Source organism: Akkermansiaceae bacterium, assembly GCA_024233115.1.
GTDB lineage: Bacteria > Verrucomicrobiota > Verrucomicrobiia > Verrucomicrobiales > Akkermansiaceae > Oceaniferula.
In genome coordinates this window covers 279,013-294,994 of the sequence record JACKQB010000002.1, presented here as the reverse complement: position 1 = coordinate 294,994, position 15,982 = coordinate 279,013, and the positions used below count along the sequence as shown (strand labels likewise).

General features: G+C 54.7%; 22 protein-coding genes. 14 read left to right on the top strand and 8 right to left on the bottom strand.

Translation table 11 applies throughout. From position 1 onward, the window contains the following. Positions 1-33 precede the first annotated feature (33 nt). The 7 genes from H7A51_05440 (at position 34) to H7A51_05410 (ending at position 5,681) form a co-directional block, all read left to right on the top strand. Complete coding sequence (locus H7A51_05440; GenBank protein ID MCP5535665.1) at positions 34-501, top strand: hypothetical protein; 468 nt, start codon at positions 34-36, stop codon at positions 499-501. A gap of 219 nt (positions 502-720) precedes the next feature. Continuing rightward, positions 721-1,269, top strand: a complete 549-nt coding sequence (locus H7A51_05435; GenBank protein MCP5535664.1) for a YceI family protein — start codon at positions 721-723, stop codon at positions 1,267-1,269. A gap of 28 nt (positions 1,270-1,297) precedes the next feature. Continuing rightward, on the top strand, positions 1,298-2,236 hold the full coding sequence (locus H7A51_05430; GenBank protein ID MCP5535663.1) for a polyprenyl synthetase family protein: 939 nt from the start codon (positions 1,298-1,300) through the stop codon (positions 2,234-2,236). Next, positions 2,233-3,345 (top strand): ABC transporter permease, encoded by a 1,113-nt coding sequence (locus H7A51_05425; GenBank protein ID MCP5535662.1) that lies wholly within the window; start codon positions 2,233-2,235, stop codon positions 3,343-3,345. Before H7A51_05430 ends, H7A51_05425 begins: the two co-directional genes overlap by 4 nt. 3 nt (positions 3,346-3,348) lie before the next feature. Further along, the gene (locus H7A51_05420; GenBank protein ID MCP5535661.1) at positions 3,349-4,023 is read left to right on the top strand and encodes an ABC transporter ATP-binding protein; all 675 of its coding nucleotides are present in this window, start codon (positions 3,349-3,351) and stop codon (positions 4,021-4,023) included. A 4-nt stretch (positions 4,024-4,027) separates the two neighbouring features. Next, the gene (locus tag H7A51_05415; GenBank protein MCP5535660.1) at positions 4,028-5,299 is read left to right on the top strand and encodes a hypothetical protein; all 1,272 of its coding nucleotides are present in this window, start codon (positions 4,028-4,030) and stop codon (positions 5,297-5,299) included. After that, positions 5,289-5,681 (top strand): hypothetical protein, encoded by a 393-nt coding sequence (locus tag H7A51_05410; GenBank protein MCP5535659.1) that lies wholly within the window; start codon positions 5,289-5,291, stop codon positions 5,679-5,681. Before H7A51_05415 ends, H7A51_05410 begins: the two co-directional genes overlap by 11 nt. Positions 5,682-5,730: 49 nt before the next feature. Here H7A51_05410 and H7A51_05405 read toward each other — a convergent pair whose 3' ends face one another. Further along, positions 5,731-6,045: a hypothetical protein gene (locus H7A51_05405; GenBank protein MCP5535658.1), complete on the bottom strand. Its 315-nt coding sequence runs from the start codon at positions 6,043-6,045 to the stop codon at positions 5,731-5,733. Here H7A51_05405 and H7A51_05400 point away from each other — a divergent pair. From H7A51_05400 to H7A51_05385, 4 genes are read left to right on the top strand one after another with little or no spacing between them, the layout of a single operon-like run. Further along, positions 6,044-7,513, top strand: a complete 1,470-nt coding sequence (locus tag H7A51_05400) for a cbb3-type cytochrome c oxidase subunit II (protein MCP5535657.1) — start codon at positions 6,044-6,046, stop codon at positions 7,511-7,513. The two genes, H7A51_05405 and H7A51_05400, sit on opposite strands and share 2 nt — an antisense overlap. Before the next feature lie 13 nt (positions 7,514-7,526). Next, a complete protein-coding gene (locus tag H7A51_05395) occupies positions 7,527-8,174 on the top strand; it encodes a hypothetical protein (GenBank protein MCP5535656.1) in 648 nt (215 codons plus the stop codon). Between the two features lie 59 nt (positions 8,175-8,233). Further along, complete coding sequence (locus tag H7A51_05390) at positions 8,234-8,722, top strand: hypothetical protein (GenBank protein ID MCP5535655.1); 489 nt, start codon at positions 8,234-8,236, stop codon at positions 8,720-8,722. 32 nt (positions 8,723-8,754) lie between these two features. Beyond that, positions 8,755-9,801, top strand: coding sequence for a metal-dependent hydrolase (locus tag H7A51_05385; protein ID MCP5535654.1), 1,047 nt, complete (start codon positions 8,755-8,757; stop codon positions 9,799-9,801). Between the two features lie 119 nt (positions 9,802-9,920). Here the strand turns inward: H7A51_05385 and H7A51_05380 are convergent, their stop codons facing one another. Continuing rightward, the gene (locus tag H7A51_05380; GenBank protein MCP5535653.1) at positions 9,921-10,304 is read right to left on the bottom strand and encodes a DUF302 domain-containing protein; all 384 of its coding nucleotides are present in this window, start codon (positions 10,302-10,304) and stop codon (positions 9,921-9,923) included. A gap of 111 nt (positions 10,305-10,415) precedes the next feature. Here H7A51_05380 and H7A51_05375 point away from each other — a divergent pair, with 111 nt between their 5' ends. Beyond that, the gene (locus tag H7A51_05375; GenBank protein MCP5535652.1) at positions 10,416-11,486 is read left to right on the top strand and encodes an FAD-binding oxidoreductase; all 1,071 of its coding nucleotides are present in this window, start codon (positions 10,416-10,418) and stop codon (positions 11,484-11,486) included. After that, positions 11,486-12,088, top strand: a complete 603-nt coding sequence (locus H7A51_05370; GenBank protein MCP5535651.1) for a methyltransferase domain-containing protein — start codon at positions 11,486-11,488, stop codon at positions 12,086-12,088. Before H7A51_05375 ends, H7A51_05370 begins: the two co-directional genes overlap by 1 nt. Before the next feature lie 36 nt (positions 12,089-12,124). On the opposite strand, the gene H7A51_05365 is transcribed toward H7A51_05370, so the two are convergent. Genes H7A51_05365 through H7A51_05355 form a run of 3 tightly spaced genes read right to left on the bottom strand, consistent with a single transcriptional unit; the run spans position 12,125 to position 12,721 of the window. After that, entirely contained in the window at positions 12,125-12,292 is a 168-nt protein-coding gene (locus H7A51_05365) for a hypothetical protein (protein MCP5535650.1), read from the bottom strand. Positions 12,293-12,316: 24 nt separating this feature from the next. Further along, positions 12,317-12,523: a hypothetical protein gene (locus H7A51_05360; protein ID MCP5535649.1), complete on the bottom strand. Its 207-nt coding sequence runs from the start codon at positions 12,521-12,523 to the stop codon at positions 12,317-12,319. Positions 12,524-12,544: 21 nt separating this feature from the next. Beyond that, positions 12,545-12,721 (bottom strand): hypothetical protein, encoded by a 177-nt coding sequence (locus tag H7A51_05355; GenBank protein MCP5535648.1) that lies wholly within the window; start codon positions 12,719-12,721, stop codon positions 12,545-12,547. Positions 12,722-12,896: 175 nt separating this feature from the next. Here H7A51_05355 and H7A51_05350 point away from each other — a divergent pair, with 175 nt between their 5' ends. Then, positions 12,897-13,226 carry a hypothetical protein gene (locus H7A51_05350; GenBank protein MCP5535647.1) on the top strand — a complete coding sequence of 110 codons (330 nt, stop codon included), beginning with the start codon at positions 12,897-12,899 and terminating at the stop codon, positions 13,224-13,226. Positions 13,227-13,234: 8 nt separating this feature from the next. Here the strand turns inward: H7A51_05350 and H7A51_05345 are convergent, their stop codons facing one another. From H7A51_05345 to H7A51_05335, 3 genes are read right to left on the bottom strand one after another with little or no spacing between them, the layout of a single operon-like run. Further along, a complete protein-coding gene (locus H7A51_05345; protein MCP5535646.1) occupies positions 13,235-13,864 on the bottom strand; it encodes a DUF4190 domain-containing protein in 630 nt (209 codons plus the stop codon). 19 nt (positions 13,865-13,883) lie between these two features. After that, positions 13,884-14,339: a RidA family protein gene (locus H7A51_05340; protein ID MCP5535645.1), complete on the bottom strand. Its 456-nt coding sequence runs from the start codon at positions 14,337-14,339 to the stop codon at positions 13,884-13,886. 30 nt (positions 14,340-14,369) lie between these two features. After that, positions 14,370-15,980 carry a CTP synthase gene (locus H7A51_05335; GenBank protein MCP5535644.1) on the bottom strand — a complete coding sequence of 537 codons (1,611 nt, stop codon included), beginning with the start codon at positions 15,978-15,980 and terminating at the stop codon, positions 14,370-14,372. Between the last annotated feature and the right edge of the window lie 2 nt (positions 15,981-15,982).

Genomic DNA, 15,982 nt, shown 5'->3' with positions numbered 1-15,982 from the left:
GAATAAATCCCCACCCATTTTGATTACGATATTTTGACAACTCGTCAAAATCATGTAGAATGCCCAGGTAACAACTTCACATTGATAGTCTCGATCAAAATATTCCTGGCGACATGGATGGCGGTCTTTTTGGCTCTGCCCAACTGTCCGTGCCAGCTTTTTGAGCCACTGGGTATGGCATTTCCTCACAAACACGAGGTGGGGACCCCTGGAGGAGGCAATCCTGATTACAACGGCATCAATGAATGGCAGTGCCCGTCAAAAGGCAGCGACCGGGACTTGCCGGTTTGTCATTGCGAAGAAGGAATTGGCAAAACAGCCGAAGAGAGCGATGCGTATGAGTTGGGCTCGCCATCTCAACAGGTATCGAAAGTCGAGCAGGACGATTCCTGCCATGAGCTAATGTTGTATTTGACGCGTTTGTCGGCCAGAGCACCGCCTCCGGCCATGTTGACGAACTACTGGTTGAAAAATGCCCGGACGGGTGTTTACCGGCTTTGATGATTGATTTTTCGCGCTGACTCTTGAACTCAGCGCGAAGCCTGTGTGCAGCACATCTTGTGTTGGCAACAGGCGTTTGGAACTGCCATCCATTCGGGATCTTTACCCGGGCACTTCTATGCCTCATTATTTTCGATAGTCTCGGAATTTTCTGCGACATTACAAGTCGCTCCATTGAATCAAACAAAAACAAACAACCACCAATAACCAATACAAATCATGAAATTACAACATCTACCCATCGTCGCCGCCTCGCTTGTCGGGGTCATCGGCAGCCTCCATGCCACCACTTTCGAGGTGGATAAAGCCAATAGCTCGGTCCTGATCGACGTCAAGGCTACGGGCGACAGTTTCACTGGGACACTCGACAGCTACACAGCTGTCATCGAAGGCGACAAGGCCAGCAACAAGCCAAGCAAAGTAACCTTCGACTGGGATTTCCTGAATCTGAAAACCGGGAAAGACAAGCGTGACACCGAGATGATCTCCTGGTTGGAAAAAAAATCGAAGGGCAACTTTACCCTGGATAGTTTTACCAAGCGTACCGATGGACGTACTTGGGCAAAGGGGAAAATAACGATTCACGGGGTGACCCAGGTGATCGAATTCCCAGCCAAGGTCCTGGCCAAAGGAAACAAGATGACAATCCGCGGCACGGCTGTCATTGATACGAGAAAACACGATCTGCCCATTATCAAGATGATCGGCCTCTTCAAGGTGAACCCACTGGTGACGGTGCGTTTCACGCTAAGGGGAACGTTAAAATAAACAAGGCCATCAACAACCCCATCATCAAATGAAACTCATCAATCAGGCAACGGGGCTTAACCCCGTTGCCGAAAAATGCGACCGGGCGTTCCGCCAATCGTTGCCCGAATCCTTCAAGGATGACGCACCCGTGTCTGAGGCGCTGCGTTACTGCCTGAGACATCCGGGTGCCTTGGTGCGTGCCCAGCTCGCCTACCAGACTTGCCTCACCGTCGGTATCAACGAGGATTCGGCGCTGCAACTTGCCACAGGTGTGGAGTACTTGCACACGGCGTCACTCTTGTTTGATGACCTGCCGTGTATGGATGATGCGATGGAACGTCGCGGGTTTCCCACCGTCCACGCCATCTATGCAGAGGACTCTGCCATACTAGCCGCCTTGGCCCTGGTCAACCGGGGCTACACGCTGCTCTGGTCGGCCATGCAGGACCAGGACAAGGCAGCGCGGCTCAAGGCTGCCGAATACCTTGATCGCTGCCTCGGCGTGTGTGGTATTCTAGGTGGGCAAAGTAGGGATGTCCACATGACGCCTCAGGCGACTTCCGTGGAAGTGATCCGGGTGGCCTACGGGAAAACGGTGTCGCTGGTGAAAATGGCGATGGCGTTTCCAGCCATGTTGGGGAGCGCCGGAGAATCGCGTGACCTCGAACTGCTTGCCACCTACTGGGGGCTGGCCTATCAGGTGTCCGATGACCTCAAGGACGTGTGTGCTTCATCGCAGTCAACCGGAAAAACCGTACGTCAGGACGCCGGGAAAGGCCGCCCTAACATCGCGGTCTGCGAGGGTGTTTCCAAGGCAGTGAACCGTATGTTCCATTACGTCGCCAAGGGGGACGCCGTGCTCGAGCGCCTCGTGTCAGGGCGCAGGGAGTGGGTTTTTCTCAGCGCGATGCGGAAACGCTTCGAGGATGAGCTTGCTTTCTGGCAGCATGAGGCGCAGGAACTGTCCATGACCGGTACCCAATGAGTTTATTACGACTGATCAGCACCAACCTCCGCCGACATCGTGTGCGCACTGCCATCGGCGCCACGGGGATCGCCTTTGGCGTCGCCACGATGTTATGTGTCGTGACGATCCTGCAAGGGGCGATCCACATGTTCGAACGCATTCTGAGCAGTGACAGTGAGATGATCGTGTTTGAGAAAAACGTATCGGATCTCTTTTTCAGCTCTGTACCAATCGACGTGGTTGACGAGCTGAATGGACTCGCCATGGTCGAGCGCGCCGAGCCGGCGTTGTTTGGTATTGTTTCCAGTCCCGAGCAACCGGTGATCACGTGTTTTGGCATCCGCACGGATGCTGCGCGACTGAAATCATCCGAGTGGGTTTCAGGATCGGCGGATGATTTTACCGAGGATGGTAATGCTATCGTCATCGGTTCTCGTGCCGCCGAATTTCTCAATGCCGTGGTAGGCGAGGATGTGGCCATTGGAAACGAAAAGTTTCCCGTCGCAGGCATCATCAAAACTGAAAACGGCTTTGAGGATGGCGGGGTCTTTATGCCGCTCAAACTCTGCCAGTCGTATTTCCACAAAGAGGGGAATGTCTCGGTGGCAACGATCAAACTCAGTGATCAGGACGGTGCGGAGGCCTTCCGTGAATATGTCGAGAAAAACCACCCTGAACTCGTGGCGATGGAGAATGATGAATTCAGCCAGAGCTACTCGCAGTTTAAAATACTCAAAACCACCGGCTGGGTGGTCGGGGGATGTGCGTTTTTGTTAGGTGGGCTGAGTGTGGCCAATACCATGATCATGTCGGTTTACGGAAGGATACGCGAAATCGCCATCCTGCGTGTCTGCGGGTTCTCCCGGGGTCAGATTGCCCAGTTGATTTTTGGTGAGTCGGTGATGGTGTCACTGCTCGGCGTGATCCTGGGAATCGTCCTCAGCAAGGCCGCGATGCTGCTGCTGAAGTCGCTGCCGTTTCTCCAGGGCTATGTGGACACGAACATCAACCCGATGGTGGTGTTGACCGTCGTGGTGCTCGCCATGCTGACCGGTATGGCGGGGGCGCTTTACCCCGCCGCCTACGGTATGAAAATCAAAGCCGCCGAAGCACTCAGATTTGAATAGACGATGAAGAAGGAAAATACTCTGATCGATGCGCGCGATGTCACCAAAAGCTACGAGGACGGAAAAATCCAGGTGCTTCATGGTGCCAGCCTGACAATCCAAAAAGGTGAGATCGTCGCACTCTGCGGCCCGTCGGGTGGTGGCAAATCAACCTTGCTCCACATACTCGCAGGCATTGATTTCGCCGACAGCGGAGTGGTGTTGGTCGAGGGAAAGGCATTGGACACCGAAGCCCGGAGAACCCGGATGCTGCGTGAGCGGATCGGGTTTGTGTTCCAACTTCACAACCTGATCCCCGACCTGACACTCTACGAAAACTGCATGATCCCTTGTGTCGCGGCCGGTATCAAATCCGCTGTTGCCAAAGAGCGGTTCAATGAGCTCGTCGCGCGCACGGGCATTGGCCACCGGGTGAACAACCGTATCCAGGATCTTTCCGGCGGCGAGCGTCAACGGGCGGCGTTGTGCCGGGCACTGATGAACCGCCCCGATATCATCCTCGCCGACGAGCCGACAGGTGCCCTCGATGAAAAGAGCCGTGAGCAGGTATTCTCGCTTTTACTCGAACTGGTGAAAAGCGAAGGCGGCACGCTGGTGATGGCGACCCACGACAAAGAACTCGCCCAGCGCGCCGACCGTGTCCTCACGGTTAGCAACGGTGTGGTATCGGTTGAATAGCAAGATGAGTGCGAAACCTGAAATACCGGATCACCCGGCGGTGCTGTCGGCATCCACCCATGCCTTGGGCTGGATGTTGTTCGCCAATGTGATCGGTGTTTTACTTGCCGTCTTGTTAGTGGTTCCCGAAACGGGATTACTGCTGGGGGAGTGGACCTACGGAAGGTTGGTGCCTCTGCACCTCAATATCCACCTCTACGGCTGGGTGAGCTTGCCGCTGATGGGGGTGTTGTTGTACGTCTACCGGGTGCATGAGACAGTGGTCGGTGCATATGCCCGTTCCGTCGTCTGGCTGTGGTCGATGGCGCTGGTAATGGGCTGCGGAGCATGGTTGTCCGGGGTGAGTAGCGGCAAGATCTTTCTCGATTGGAAAGGGCTGTCATGTTACCTCTTTGTGGCGGTGATGTCGGGTCTATGGGTGCTGTTAGCGGTCGCGTGGTGGCAGCGAAAGCATCAACCAGGAAACAGGATGAGGCTCCTGGGTCTGCTGGGACTGTTGCCCATTCCGGTGACGCTTTATCTTGCAACAGGTCCTGACATTTACCCGCCTGTAAACCCCGATACGGGTGGCCCCACGGGTGTGAGTTTACTGGGATCGACGCTATCCATCCTGTTTTTACTGCTGATCCTGCCGATGATGTGTGGCTGTGAAAAACGCGACGGCTTGAGTCGATGGGCGAAACTTTGTTGGTCGGCATTTGGTCTGGAAACTCTGTTAGTCATGCTGATGAAGCAGGGCAATAGCTCACACCGCGAGCTAGAGCAAATTCTCGGGCTTGGCAGTCTGGTTATCTGGATGCCGCTGATGCCGGTGTATTTCAAATTTTGGAATTGGCGGCCAGGGGTATTAAAATGGAGTCACGCAACGATGGCATGGTTGCTGCTGCTGATCCTAACAGGTTGGCTGAGCTTTCTTCCAGGCTGGCTCGACCATTTGAAATTCACCAATGGTCTGGTGGCTCATTCTCATGTGGCGATGGCTGGATTTTGCTCCAGTTTCCTGATGCTGTTAATGGGGCAGGTGCTGCCGGAGAAGTGCGGTCGGCTGCTGTGCAGGGAACGTGAATTTGCCTACTGGCAGTTGGCGGTGGCGGGATACGTTGTGCTGATGTGGTATTCCGGATGGAACGAGGGAAATGATGCCGGCTTTGTGATCATGCAGGGCGAGGGCATGATAAAGATTTACCTCCTCAGGGTGGTGTGCGGGCTGGTGATGTTATGGGCATCTTTCCGCTGGTGGTCGGGGTTTTTACAACTAACAAATCATGAACAATAAACTCAAACTATTTCAATGGGCAGTAGGTGCCTGCGATGCGAGCACGGGTATTCTGCTGGTGCTGGCCCCGGTGTGGACGCTGCATTTGATGGGCATGAAAGACATTCCCGAGCCTGCTGACATGATTTCCTTTGTCGGGATTTTTGTCATGGCGGTGGGCGTGTCCTATTTCCTGGTCAAGCGTGAGGATGCGGCGGGTTGGAAAATGCAGTGGCGGGTGACCGCGCTGGTGCGACTATCGGTCGCCTGTTTTCTAACCTGGAAAATCTTTGGAGTTGGTTGGGAAATGCGATGGCTCACGGTGCTGCTCACCGATCTGGTGATCGCAGGTATTCAAATCACGGGACTGAAGAAAAGTTGGCTCGACCTGTCGGAAAAATAACGATGAGAGGGTTTTTACAGGGCGTTATCTGGGTGACGGGAGTGTATTTTTACTTCCTCATCTTCGCGCAATTTTCCTTTTTAGAAATCCTGGAAAGTCGTGGGCTGGCAGCGGGTTCATTGAAGGGGGTGATGGGGGCGATGGCATTGGGCGGCATGGCTGGAAGCGTTCTGGTGCTGCCGTTGCGGAAGATGTTTTCATGGGTTTCGATGATGAGGGTGGCTGCGGTGTTTTGTGCGGCGATGCCACCGTTGGCTGTGCTTTCGCCATCCAATCCAGTCGTCCATATTGCGATTGCTGCGGGAATCGGCCTTGGGCTGGGCGTGTTGACCGTTTTGTTGGCAGCCCACCTAGGGCGACTCATGGATCATGTCTATCTCGGCGCAGGTCTGGGAACAGGTCTGGCCTACATGCTGAGCAATCTGCCCTGGATTTTTCAAGCCACTCCATCTGCGCGGTGTTATCTAACGGCTGCGGCTGTGCTCTTGTTGGGGTTGCTTCCTATCCATCCGGTCACTGGCAAGTCGGGTAGGGGGAAGGCCAGGAGCATGCGGCTGTTTCTGGTCGGGGTGGTTTGTTTTACCATGCTTGTCTGGCTGGATTCGGCGGCGTTTTATATCATCCAGCACAATCAGGAAATCAAGCTGGGCACCTGGGGTGAGTCCTATCTCTGGAGGAATGCCATCGTGCATTTGTTGGTCGCCGTATTTTCCGGCTGGTTGTTATTACGTGGCCGGATCATCCTGGTGTTAGCCTCGGCCTTTGCCCTGCTGGGGGTTGCCGGGTTGATGGCCTCGGAGGATGGACTCAGGTCGATTGCCGGGTATTTGTACCCTGCGGGGGTGTCGTTGTATTCGGTGGCGTTGATTCTTTACCCGGCGGTGTGGTTAGGGCAGCAAGGAGCCACGCTGCGAGCGGTTGTGTTGTTTGCCGTCGCCGGCTGGCTCGGCTCGGCCATGGGGATCGGTATGGCCCAGGATTTGAATAAGGTGCCTGAAGCCTTCGTGGTCGTCGCAGGTATCGTGATGATTTTTCCCGCCGTGTGGTGTGTTATCAAAGATCGCAAACGAGAGGTGATCGTGTGTGGTATGGTCGCTATTTTGTGTGTGGCATGGTTGTCATTGAGTAAAAAATCAGGGCCCTCAAACGAGAACGATCCCATTTCCTTGGGACGTGAAGTGTATATCAGTGAAGGTTGCATCCATTGTCACTCGCGTTATGTGCGACCGGAGACAAGGGATGTTACCCTGTGGGGGCCTGCCCGGGATCTCGGCACGATCACCAGGGAGTCGCCGGTGATCATCGGGAACAGACGCCAGGGGCCGGATTTACTGCAAGTGGGGCTACGTCGGTCCAAAGGATGGATGCGACAGCACTTTATCGATCCCAAATCACTCAGCCCTCACAGTACCATGCCCAGCTATGCACACTTGTTTGAAGATGAGCGCGGGGATGCCTTGGTCGAGTTTCTGGCTGCTTTCGACGAAGATGATTTCGCCAAGCGGCAGCAAACAATCCATCGTTGGGCACCGGCATCAAGCACCCGCGCAAAGTCGGCGGATCGTGGACAGGAACTCTACAGCAGTCACTGTATGTCTTGCCATGGCGGGCAGGGCAGGGGGGATGGAGTGCTTGCAGGCCTGTGGGCAAAGCCGCCAGCCAATCTGGTTGATGGCCCGTTTGCCTTTACCTCTGTCGATGACGGCGGACTCATGCTCGCCCGTGTGATCAAGTTTGGCATCCCCGGAACAGACATGCCGGGACACGAGCTGTTATCGGACTCCGATGTGAAAACATTGGTCGATTATGTTAGGATTCTCAGAACAAAATAACCACCAAACCACAATGAAACTAAATCCGAAAAAAATAATGTTAGGCATGCTGATTGTCGCCCTTCTGGGTGCCGGGGCGGCCTGGTATGCTATCCAGCAGAAGCTGAAACCGACCGAGGCTTACATTCGTTACTGTAACAATGCCCGCCTGATCCACGAGCAGCTTGTCGAGTTTGAAAAAGATTATTTGGAGCTCCCGTCAGCGGAAGCCATGGCTGATGACCCTGAAGCAAAATCGTTGGATTTGAGCTCATCGAACGGATACCTTGGCCAGCTGATCATCGCGGCGGGCAGGGATTCGGAGGAGATTTTCCACATTGCGGAGTCCTCGGTCTGCTCCGGCTCCCTGCCCGATAACAAGGTGGTTCCCCGGGAAGAAGTGCTGCGAGCCGGTGAAAATGGCTGGGCCTATTTCAAAGGCAGAACGATCGACGGCAATGCCGAGCCGTCACAACCCTTGCTGGTGCCAGGTTGGAACCCTGATACCAAAGTATGGGATGATGCCATCTGGAAGACGGGTATCCCTGTATTGAGTGCCGATGGCTCGGTGGTGCTTTATCAGGCCGATACCGAGACGGAAAAAGAAGGATATAGGATCAGGAAAGACGGGCTACCGTTTAAAAAAGACGACCCCGATCTCATTCAACCCGCGGCAAGATAATCCACCCATTGACATCTACTCTACCAAGCGCATAATTAGCAAATCCATCCACAACACCAATGAACAAACACACCCTCATCAAGCTTCTGGTTCTTCCCTTTTTCATCTTCACCGCCCAGGCCCAGGAAGTCGCGGTGAAGACCTACCAGAAAGGGGACACCGTAGCTCCCTTCAAAGCCGCTGACCAACACGGCAAGGCATACACGTTGAACAAGGGAACCCGCTACCTGATGGTGACCTTTGATATGTCGACCGGGAAAAAAGCGAACAAAGTCCTGCACGAAAAAGGAGCAGCCTATTTGCCGGGGAAAAAGGCGGTTTATGTGGCGAATATCCATGGTATGCCCGGAATTGGCCGCACTTTTGCCTTACCGAAGATGCGTAAGTATGCCCATCGGATCATCCTCGCCGATGCCGAGGGCTTGCTCGATCCATTTCCAACCCAGGATGGAAAAGTAACCATACTCACCCTGAATTCCCGTGGGGTGGTCACGGCCATTGCCTACTGGGACCCGAAAACCCAGAAAGTGGACGACCTGCTCAAGTGATTGATTAACCTTAGATCGATTGGTTTCAAACCGTGGACTCCCTGACTCAAGCTGTCGTAGGCGCAGCGGTCGGTGAGCTGATCCTTGGAAAAAAACTCGGCTGGCGCGGTGCCGCCTGGGGGGCTTTTTTCGGGACGCTTCCCGACCTCGATATCGTGGCGCTGCCATTTTTGGATGCAGCGGCGGGAATCCGCTGGCACCGGGGGATATCGCATTCAATCCTCGTGATGATCCTGGCGAGCCTGGTGCTGGCGAAACCCTTGGCCAGGCGTTACCAGGCGCGGGGAGTCGTGCCCAGGGAAATGGCATGGATGGTATTCTGGGCATGGAGCACCCACTCGTTGGTCGATTGTTTTACCACCTATGGGACGCAGGTTTTTGACCCCTTTTCCAACTACCGGCTGGCGATGAATGTTTTTTTTATCGTCGACCCCTTGTTCACCTTGCCACTGCTGGTTGGGATTGTGAAAGCGCTCCGACTGGACGTAAAGGACTACTTGAAACGCAGACGTATCATGACCTGGGCCATCGAGTTATCCTGCCTCTACCTCGCTTTCGGCTTTGCCATGAAAGAATGGGCCGGCCGGGAGATGCAAAGGGGACTCGCCGGGAGAATCCCCGGTGCTGAGTTGGTCGCCGTTGCCCCCAGTTCATTCAACACGATCCTGTGGCGTGGTTTGATCGAGACGGAAAAGGGGTATTATCTGACCTATTGGTCGCCATTTGATGTGGGGCATGCGACTTATCAATATATCCCCAAAAACCGCGAGCTGGCCAGCCGCTTCGAAGGTGATGAGACCCTGGACGCCTTAAAGTGGTTTTCCCGTGGGCACTGGGTAGCGCGCGAGGGCGATGATGGCACCCTGGTGATCGTCGATATGCGGTTCACCGAAATCCGCGACCCCCGCCACGGGGTCATGCAACCTATTTTCCAGTGGCACATGAGCCGCGACAGCGAAGGCCGGACCCTGGCACCGATGTTGAGACCCCTGGGTGTGAACTACCCGGCCGCCATTGCCCTGGTCTGGCAACGCATCTGGGGCGGGCGTGAAGGCTGGGAGGCTGTGGACGGGTTTTAAATAGGTGGAGCTGTATAGAGTGGAGGCTTGCAGTCTCCGGCTGCCAATCGCTGATCAACCCAAAGCATGGCGCACTACAGGAAGTCGCGGACTACAAGTCCACACCCCATATTTCCATATCACTTCGCCTCGTCGATCATCTTGATGGTCTGGGCCTCCACCTCTTTGGCGACTTGGATCAGGGTGGGATCATCAGACAGGGCAGCCAGCATCTGTTCGGGTTTGATCAGTCCGAGCATGGTTTTGCCTTTTTCCGTGTAGACTGATATCCGGCAGGGCAGCGCCATATTGAGTCGCATGTCGGTGGCCAATACCTTGGCGGCTTGTCCGGGGTTGCAGACTTCAAAGACGCGGCATTCCTCGGTAAAATCGATACCTTTGCTGCGCAAGGTCGCGCCGAGGTCGTGGATGTGGAGAACTCCGAACTGGTTATCTTTGACGGACACCTCGAGGTCGGCGGACGCCTGTTCAAAGGATTTGGCTGTTTCGGCGATGTAATACATGTGCATGATGTTGTTAGAATGTTTGTTGTTACCTGCACTTATAGCAGGGGGACAATTCGAGTCAAATCTGGTGTTTCCATATTCGCATAAATACGTTATGGAATTGTTTGGATGAAAGTCGATTTTCTAATCATTGGCCAAGGGATTGCCGGGAGCACATTAGCGCTGGAATTACTCAACCGTGAAAAGTCCGTCTTGGTGGTGGACCGTCAGGACGCGGGTTCATCGACGAGGGTGGCGGCTGGGCTGGTCACCCCGTTAACAGGAAAGGGCATGAACCCGGCGTGGCGCCAGGAGGAATACTTGCCCAAGGCGGTGGCGTATTACCATGCCCTGGAAAAAGTGAGTGGCAGGCGGCTGTATCGGAAAACGCCCGTGGTCCGTTTGTTCAGCTCGGAAAAGGAGCGCGATAAGTGGCAAGAAAAAGCCCGTGATCACGATCAGTGGGCGTTTGAGATGGCGCGAGTCGAAGGGCCGTTCAAACTCGGGCTGGGTGGGATTGAAATGTCGCAGGGTGCCTGGCTCGATACCCTGGCTTTCCTTCAGGTGGTGAAAGATAAACTCATTGATTCAGGCGCATGGAGGGACGGTGAGTTTGCGGAGGACGATGTAGCCTTTGAAGACGATATGGTTAGATGGCAGGATGTTTTTGCGGGGAAAATCATTCTTTGCCAGGGAGCCTACGGTCTGTCGGGTGTCGACGGCTACAACGGTTGGTTCAGTCATATTCCCCATCGCAGTGCCAAGGGAGAGGTTCTCAGCCTGTGGGTTGGTGGGCTTGATGAAACGAAGCGTTACCATTGCAACGGTTGGCTGGCACCGCGGGAAGGGGGCATGTGGAAGGCCGGGGCGAACTACGATTGGAATCATTTGAATTCGATTCCGACTGAAGCAGGAAAAAACGAGGTGATCACAAAATTAAGGACATGGCTGGACGAGGGGGATGTGCCGATGGAGGTGATCGGGCACGAGGCGGGAGTTCGTCCCATCATACGTAACAGCCGCCCGTTGATAGGATTTCACCCTGCGATGCCGCAGGTAGGATTTTTTAACGGTTTGGGATCAAAAGGCACTTTGATGGCTCCGGCTGTGGCAGAGCATTTTGCGCAGCACCTATGCGGTGAGTGTGATCTTGATGGGGATCTTTCACTGGCGAGTTTTGAAACACCCGACTGGGCCTGATGGTGGATGTCTACACCATAGAAGGAAGTTTGATCGCCAAGGCGCACGCGTGTGTTGCGGCGATCGTGTTACCGGGTGATAGGGTTGTCGATGCTACCTTGGGAAACGGGCACGATGCCTTGTTTCTTGCCCGCTGTGTAGGCGAGTATGGGAAGGTGATTGGCTTTGATGTGCAGCGTGCCGCGATTGACTCTAGTCGGCAAAGGCTAACAGAGTCGGGTATCAATGATGCAGTGTATGAGCTTCATTTGGCAAGTCATTCCGAGCTATCGAAACATGTTTCCGGTGAGCTTTCTGCCGTGATGTTCAATCTTGGTTACCTCCCGGGGGGCGATAAGACTCAAATAACGCAGGTCGACTCAACCCTCAAGGCGTTAGGCGATGCGTTGGTGAAATTGAAACAAGGGGGGCTTCTCACGGTCATGTGCTATCCCGGTCATGCGGGGGGGGATGACGAGGCGGATGCCGTGAAATCATTTTTCACAGATCCCCCCCATGCAGTCGGCCTTGGATTCGATTGCAGGGTTTCACTCTATCAACGCGATGGTGCCGTGGCTACCACGCCATTTTTGTTGGTGGCACAAAAAGCGGTCGGCTCCTGATAGGGAGCCAACCGCGCTGTTGTGGTTTTTTAAGACTTAGAATGGTTTGCCCTCGAGCTGCTCGACCTCCTGGATGGTCATTTTGAATGGCGCAAGCGTCTTGGCGATGGTTTCCCTGTCCAGCTCTCCGGCTTTGACGAGGTGGATGGTGATACCACTATTAACGTACGCACCGGCGATGCCGTCGATTTTTTCCAAGGCCACACGGGCCTTTTCGTTGGTGTCGGCTCATCCGGTGCCGGTGACGGTGAGGAGGTAGGCGGCCTCTGGAACAGCGGATTCCTGTTTCTCGAAGGAGGCAAGACCAAGGCCTTGGGCTACGAGAGCCTTGGTGGTCTTTTCCTTGTCGAGCTCTCTGCCGTCCTCCATCAGGACAGTAGCGCGAAGACCGGAAAGGAGGATTTTTTTGACTCCTTCTTGAGTTTTGATCGCCAAACTGGCTTTTCCGGCAACGCCTCAGCCCTTGCCGGTGACCTGGACAATGTAGAGGGTGGTGGTATTGGCTGCGACAGTGTCGGGAGCCTCTTTGGCGGGGGCGGCGGCATCGTCTGCGGATACGGGCAGCAGAGCAAAGCCGGAAAGGGCGGCAATGGTCATGCCGACAGTAACGGTATTCATTATAGTGGCTTTCATGGTAATTTATCCTGATGGAACTTCATAATCTACCTTGAATTCATGCAGATGCAAGTTGAGAGGTGATGATTGTTTTTACGCCCGGTAGCGTGGGCGGTTGGAAAATGGGCATGGTATTGTAACAGCCGGTAGCCGCGATCTGGGTAGACTGGAAGCATCAAACCAAAACGCAGAAATGGACCCCGTTCTCAAATTAACCAGAAAGTGCCGCCCCAGTCTCAACGATTGCGGCGTCAAACCCCTGACGCGTGAAATGCATGAGTACCTGGTATCCTCCTACCTGGTTTGGCCGTTGATTGCCGGTCTTGGTAACGTAGGAGGAAGTATCGTGGTTCTATGCTCGATAGTAGCCACTTTCCTGGTGCTGGGTTTTCTTTTCTACAATCTGCTCGTTGCCTTGGTGCAGATGTCCCATGACGACAAGAAGAGGCTGCGGATTAGCCAGGCCATTTTCTGCCTGACCTTTCTTGTCCTGGCTATCCGCATAGGCTGGTTGCTGAGTTGAGGGTATTCTCACTCGTTCACGTAATCATTGTGCCTCATCCGGGATAGGGCGGTCATGTGGGCGGAATAGCTTTGGGCTCTATCGGTGGTTCCGTCCACATAGATGATCACATCGGTGTCATGACCCCAGAGTATTAACATGTTGGGATCAGATTTTGAGCTCTGGCTGTGGTAGTAGGTCCAGTTTTTTCCCTGGATGGTTTGCAGACTTTTGATCGAGGGGCAATAGCCTTTGTCCTCTAGTTCTTGAAGGGTGGGGGGGAAATGACCATGGTCGGCTTCATATTTCAGAAGCAACTGATGGATTTCCTTTCCCCGCCTGATCTCCTCGGCAACTTGCTCGGCCTTGACCCGCTTGGATTCATTCACGTTGTAGACGATGGTGGTAATCGTCGCTGTGATTAGAAAAAGGCTGGCGTAACCGCAGATGAGACCAGCGAGTGCCAGACCTTTGCCTTGCAATGCCCCATGGGACTTTTTGATTCTGGAGCGGGCGACATGCCCGCAGATGATGGCGACAATGGCGGGGATTACCAGGAGCACGAACGAGGCGACACCACAAATCAGGCTGGTAATAGCAAGACCGGAGGTCTGTCTGGGTTGTGGCGGGAGGACGGCTGGAGCTTGGGGGGACATCATTTCCACCATCCTAGATAAATCACTCGACTTCGACAACCATATTGATTTCCACCGAGACGTTCAGCGGCAGGGCGGCGGCCCCCATGGCAGTGCGTGAGTGGACGCCCTTGTCACCGAAAATTTCAACAAGCAGGTCCGAGCAGCCGTTGATGACGGCGGGGTGCTGATAGAAATCCGGCTCGGAATTGACGAAGCCCCCCACATTGACGATGCGGGTGACTTTATCGAGATCGCCGATCTCAGCCTTCACGACGGCGAGGCGGTTGAGAGTGATCACACGGGCTGCTTCCTGGGCGGTTTCGACGGATGTGTCAGTAGGCACTTTACCGAGGAAGGTGTCATCGTCGAGGGGTGGGATACCTCCGGCGAGAAAGAGCAGGTTGCCGGACCTGACGCAGTTGACGTATGAGCCGGCCGGGGCGGGAGCTTCAGGGAGAGTGTAGCCGAGAGAGGTGATTTTTTCTTCGATCGTCATGGTGTTGGTATGTGGAGTTTAAAACTTGAGTTATTTTCTAGCTAGCGCGGCGGCGACGAAGCCGGCGAAAATCGGGTGTGGGTGGTTGGGTTTCGACTGGAACTCGGGGTGGAACTGGGCACCGATGAAAAACGGATGGTCGGCGATCTCGACGATTTCCACCAGGCCTTCGGGGTCAGAGACGGCGCTGACGATGAGCCCGGCCGCTTCGATCTGCTTACGGTAGGCGGGGTTGAACTCATAGCGGTGGCGATGGCGCTCACTGATGGTGTCGGTGCCGTATAATTTTTCGGCTTTGGTTCCGGGGAGGATTTTGGAGTCGCTGGCTCCGAGACGCATGGTGGCGCCCATGTCATTGATCCCTTGCTGTTCCTCTTGCAGGGAGATCACCGGGTGGGGCGTGTCCTTGTCGAATTCAGTGGAGTTGGCATTTTCCAAGCCGCAGGCATTGCGGGCAAATTCAATGGTGGCGATCTGCATGCCGAGGCAGATGCCAAAGTAGGGCACGTTGTTTTCGCGGGCGTATTTGGCGGTGAGGATTTTTCCCTCGGTGCCCCGGTCGCCAAAGCCCCCTGGGATGAGGATGCCATCCATACCTTCAAGGTGGGCGGCGGCCCCGTCTTTCTCAATGGCTTCCGCCTCCACACGCTCGACCACCACACGGGTGTCATGGGCCGCTCCAGCGTGAGTCAGGGATTCGTAGATCGATTTGTAAGCGTCTTGAAGTTCGATGTATTTACCAACCACAGCGATTTTGATTTCGTGGGTTGGGTTGATGATATGATCGACAAAATCCTGCCACTCGTGGAGATCGGGTGTCTTGGATTCCAGGCCTAGCCGATCGGTGACGAGGCGATCGAGTTTGTCCCGGCGCAAGTCGATGGGGCACTCATAGATGGTGTGGGCGACATCTCGGAATGCCACGACGTTTTTCCTCTCGACGTTACAGAACATGGCGATTTTGCAGCGGTTGTCTTCGTCGAGGTCATGCTCGGTCCGGCATACGATGATATCGGGCTGGATACCGATTTCACGGAGCTTGGCAACGGACTGCTGGGTGGGTTTGGTTTTGATCTCACCGGCTGCCCGGATTTTGGGCAACAGGGTGACGTGAATGAAACAGACGTTGTCGCGCCCGACATCGAGGGAAAACTGGCGGAGTGCCTCCAGGAACAAGTGACCTTCGATGTCACCCACGGTCCCGCCAATCTCGGTGATGATGACATCCGCATCAGAGCGTAGCGCGACGTCATTGATACGCGCCTTGATCTCATCGGTGCAGTGCGGGATGAACTGGACGGTTTTACCAAGATATTCTCCTTTTCGCTCTTTGCGGATCACGTTTTCAAAGACCTGTCCGGAGGTCAGGTTGTTAAAGCGGGTCAGGGTGCAGTTGGTGAAGCGCTCGTAGTGGCCGAGGTCGAGATCGGTCTCTGCACCGTCGTCGAGCACATAGACCTCGCCGTGTTGGAATGGCGACATGGTGCCGGGGTCGACATTGAGGTAGGGGTCGAATTTCTGCAGGATGACGGACAGCCCGCGGTGTTCAAGCAGGGTGCCCAGTGAGGCGGCTGCGAGTCCTTTTCCGAGTGACGAGACGACACCACCGGTGACAAAGATATATTTGGTAGGCTGGGGCATTT

Bases quoted from the DNA above. Each gene is read 5' to 3' on its own strand.
- H7A51_05395 (MCP5535656.1), top strand. From the start codon at position 7,527: ATGAAACTAAATCCGAAAAAAATAATGTTAGGCATGCTGATTGTCGCC.
- H7A51_05370 (MCP5535651.1), top strand. From the start codon at position 11,486: ATGGTGGATGTCTACACCATAGAAGGAAGTTTGATCGCCAAGGCGCAC.
- H7A51_05335 (MCP5535644.1), bottom strand. From the start codon at position 15,980: ATGCCCCAGCCTACCAAATATATCTTTGTCACCGGTGGTGTCGTCTCG.
- H7A51_05350 (MCP5535647.1), top strand. From the start codon at position 12,897: ATGGACCCCGTTCTCAAATTAACCAGAAAGTGCCGCCCCAGTCTCAAC.
- H7A51_05400 (MCP5535657.1), top strand. From the start codon at position 6,044: ATGGATCATGTCTATCTCGGCGCAGGTCTGGGAACAGGTCTGGCCTAC.
- H7A51_05420 (MCP5535661.1), top strand. From the start codon at position 3,349: ATGAAGAAGGAAAATACTCTGATCGATGCGCGCGATGTCACCAAAAGC.
- H7A51_05390 (MCP5535655.1), top strand. From the start codon at position 8,234: ATGAACAAACACACCCTCATCAAGCTTCTGGTTCTTCCCTTTTTCATC.
- H7A51_05425 (MCP5535662.1), top strand. From the start codon at position 2,233: ATGAGTTTATTACGACTGATCAGCACCAACCTCCGCCGACATCGTGTG.
- H7A51_05340 (MCP5535645.1), bottom strand. From the start codon at position 14,339: ATGACGATCGAAGAAAAAATCACCTCTCTCGGCTACACTCTCCCTGAA.
- H7A51_05435 (MCP5535664.1), top strand. From the start codon at position 721: ATGAAATTACAACATCTACCCATCGTCGCCGCCTCGCTTGTCGGGGTC.
- H7A51_05415 (MCP5535660.1), top strand. From the start codon at position 4,028: ATGAGTGCGAAACCTGAAATACCGGATCACCCGGCGGTGCTGTCGGCA.
- H7A51_05380 (MCP5535653.1), bottom strand. From the start codon at position 10,304: ATGTATTACATCGCCGAAACAGCCAAATCCTTTGAACAGGCGTCCGCC.
- H7A51_05410 (MCP5535659.1), top strand. From the start codon at position 5,289: ATGAACAATAAACTCAAACTATTTCAATGGGCAGTAGGTGCCTGCGAT.
- H7A51_05375 (MCP5535652.1), top strand. From the start codon at position 10,416: ATGAAAGTCGATTTTCTAATCATTGGCCAAGGGATTGCCGGGAGCACA.
- H7A51_05345 (MCP5535646.1), bottom strand. From the start codon at position 13,864: ATGATGTCCCCCCAAGCTCCAGCCGTCCTCCCGCCACAACCCAGACAG.
- H7A51_05355 (MCP5535648.1), bottom strand. From the start codon at position 12,721: ATGAAAGCCACTATAATGAATACCGTTACTGTCGGCATGACCATTGCC.
- H7A51_05430 (MCP5535663.1), top strand. From the start codon at position 1,298: ATGAAACTCATCAATCAGGCAACGGGGCTTAACCCCGTTGCCGAAAAA.
- H7A51_05405 (MCP5535658.1), bottom strand. From the start codon at position 6,045: ATGAGTCGCCCTAGGTGGGCTGCCAACAAAACGGTCAACACGCCCAGC.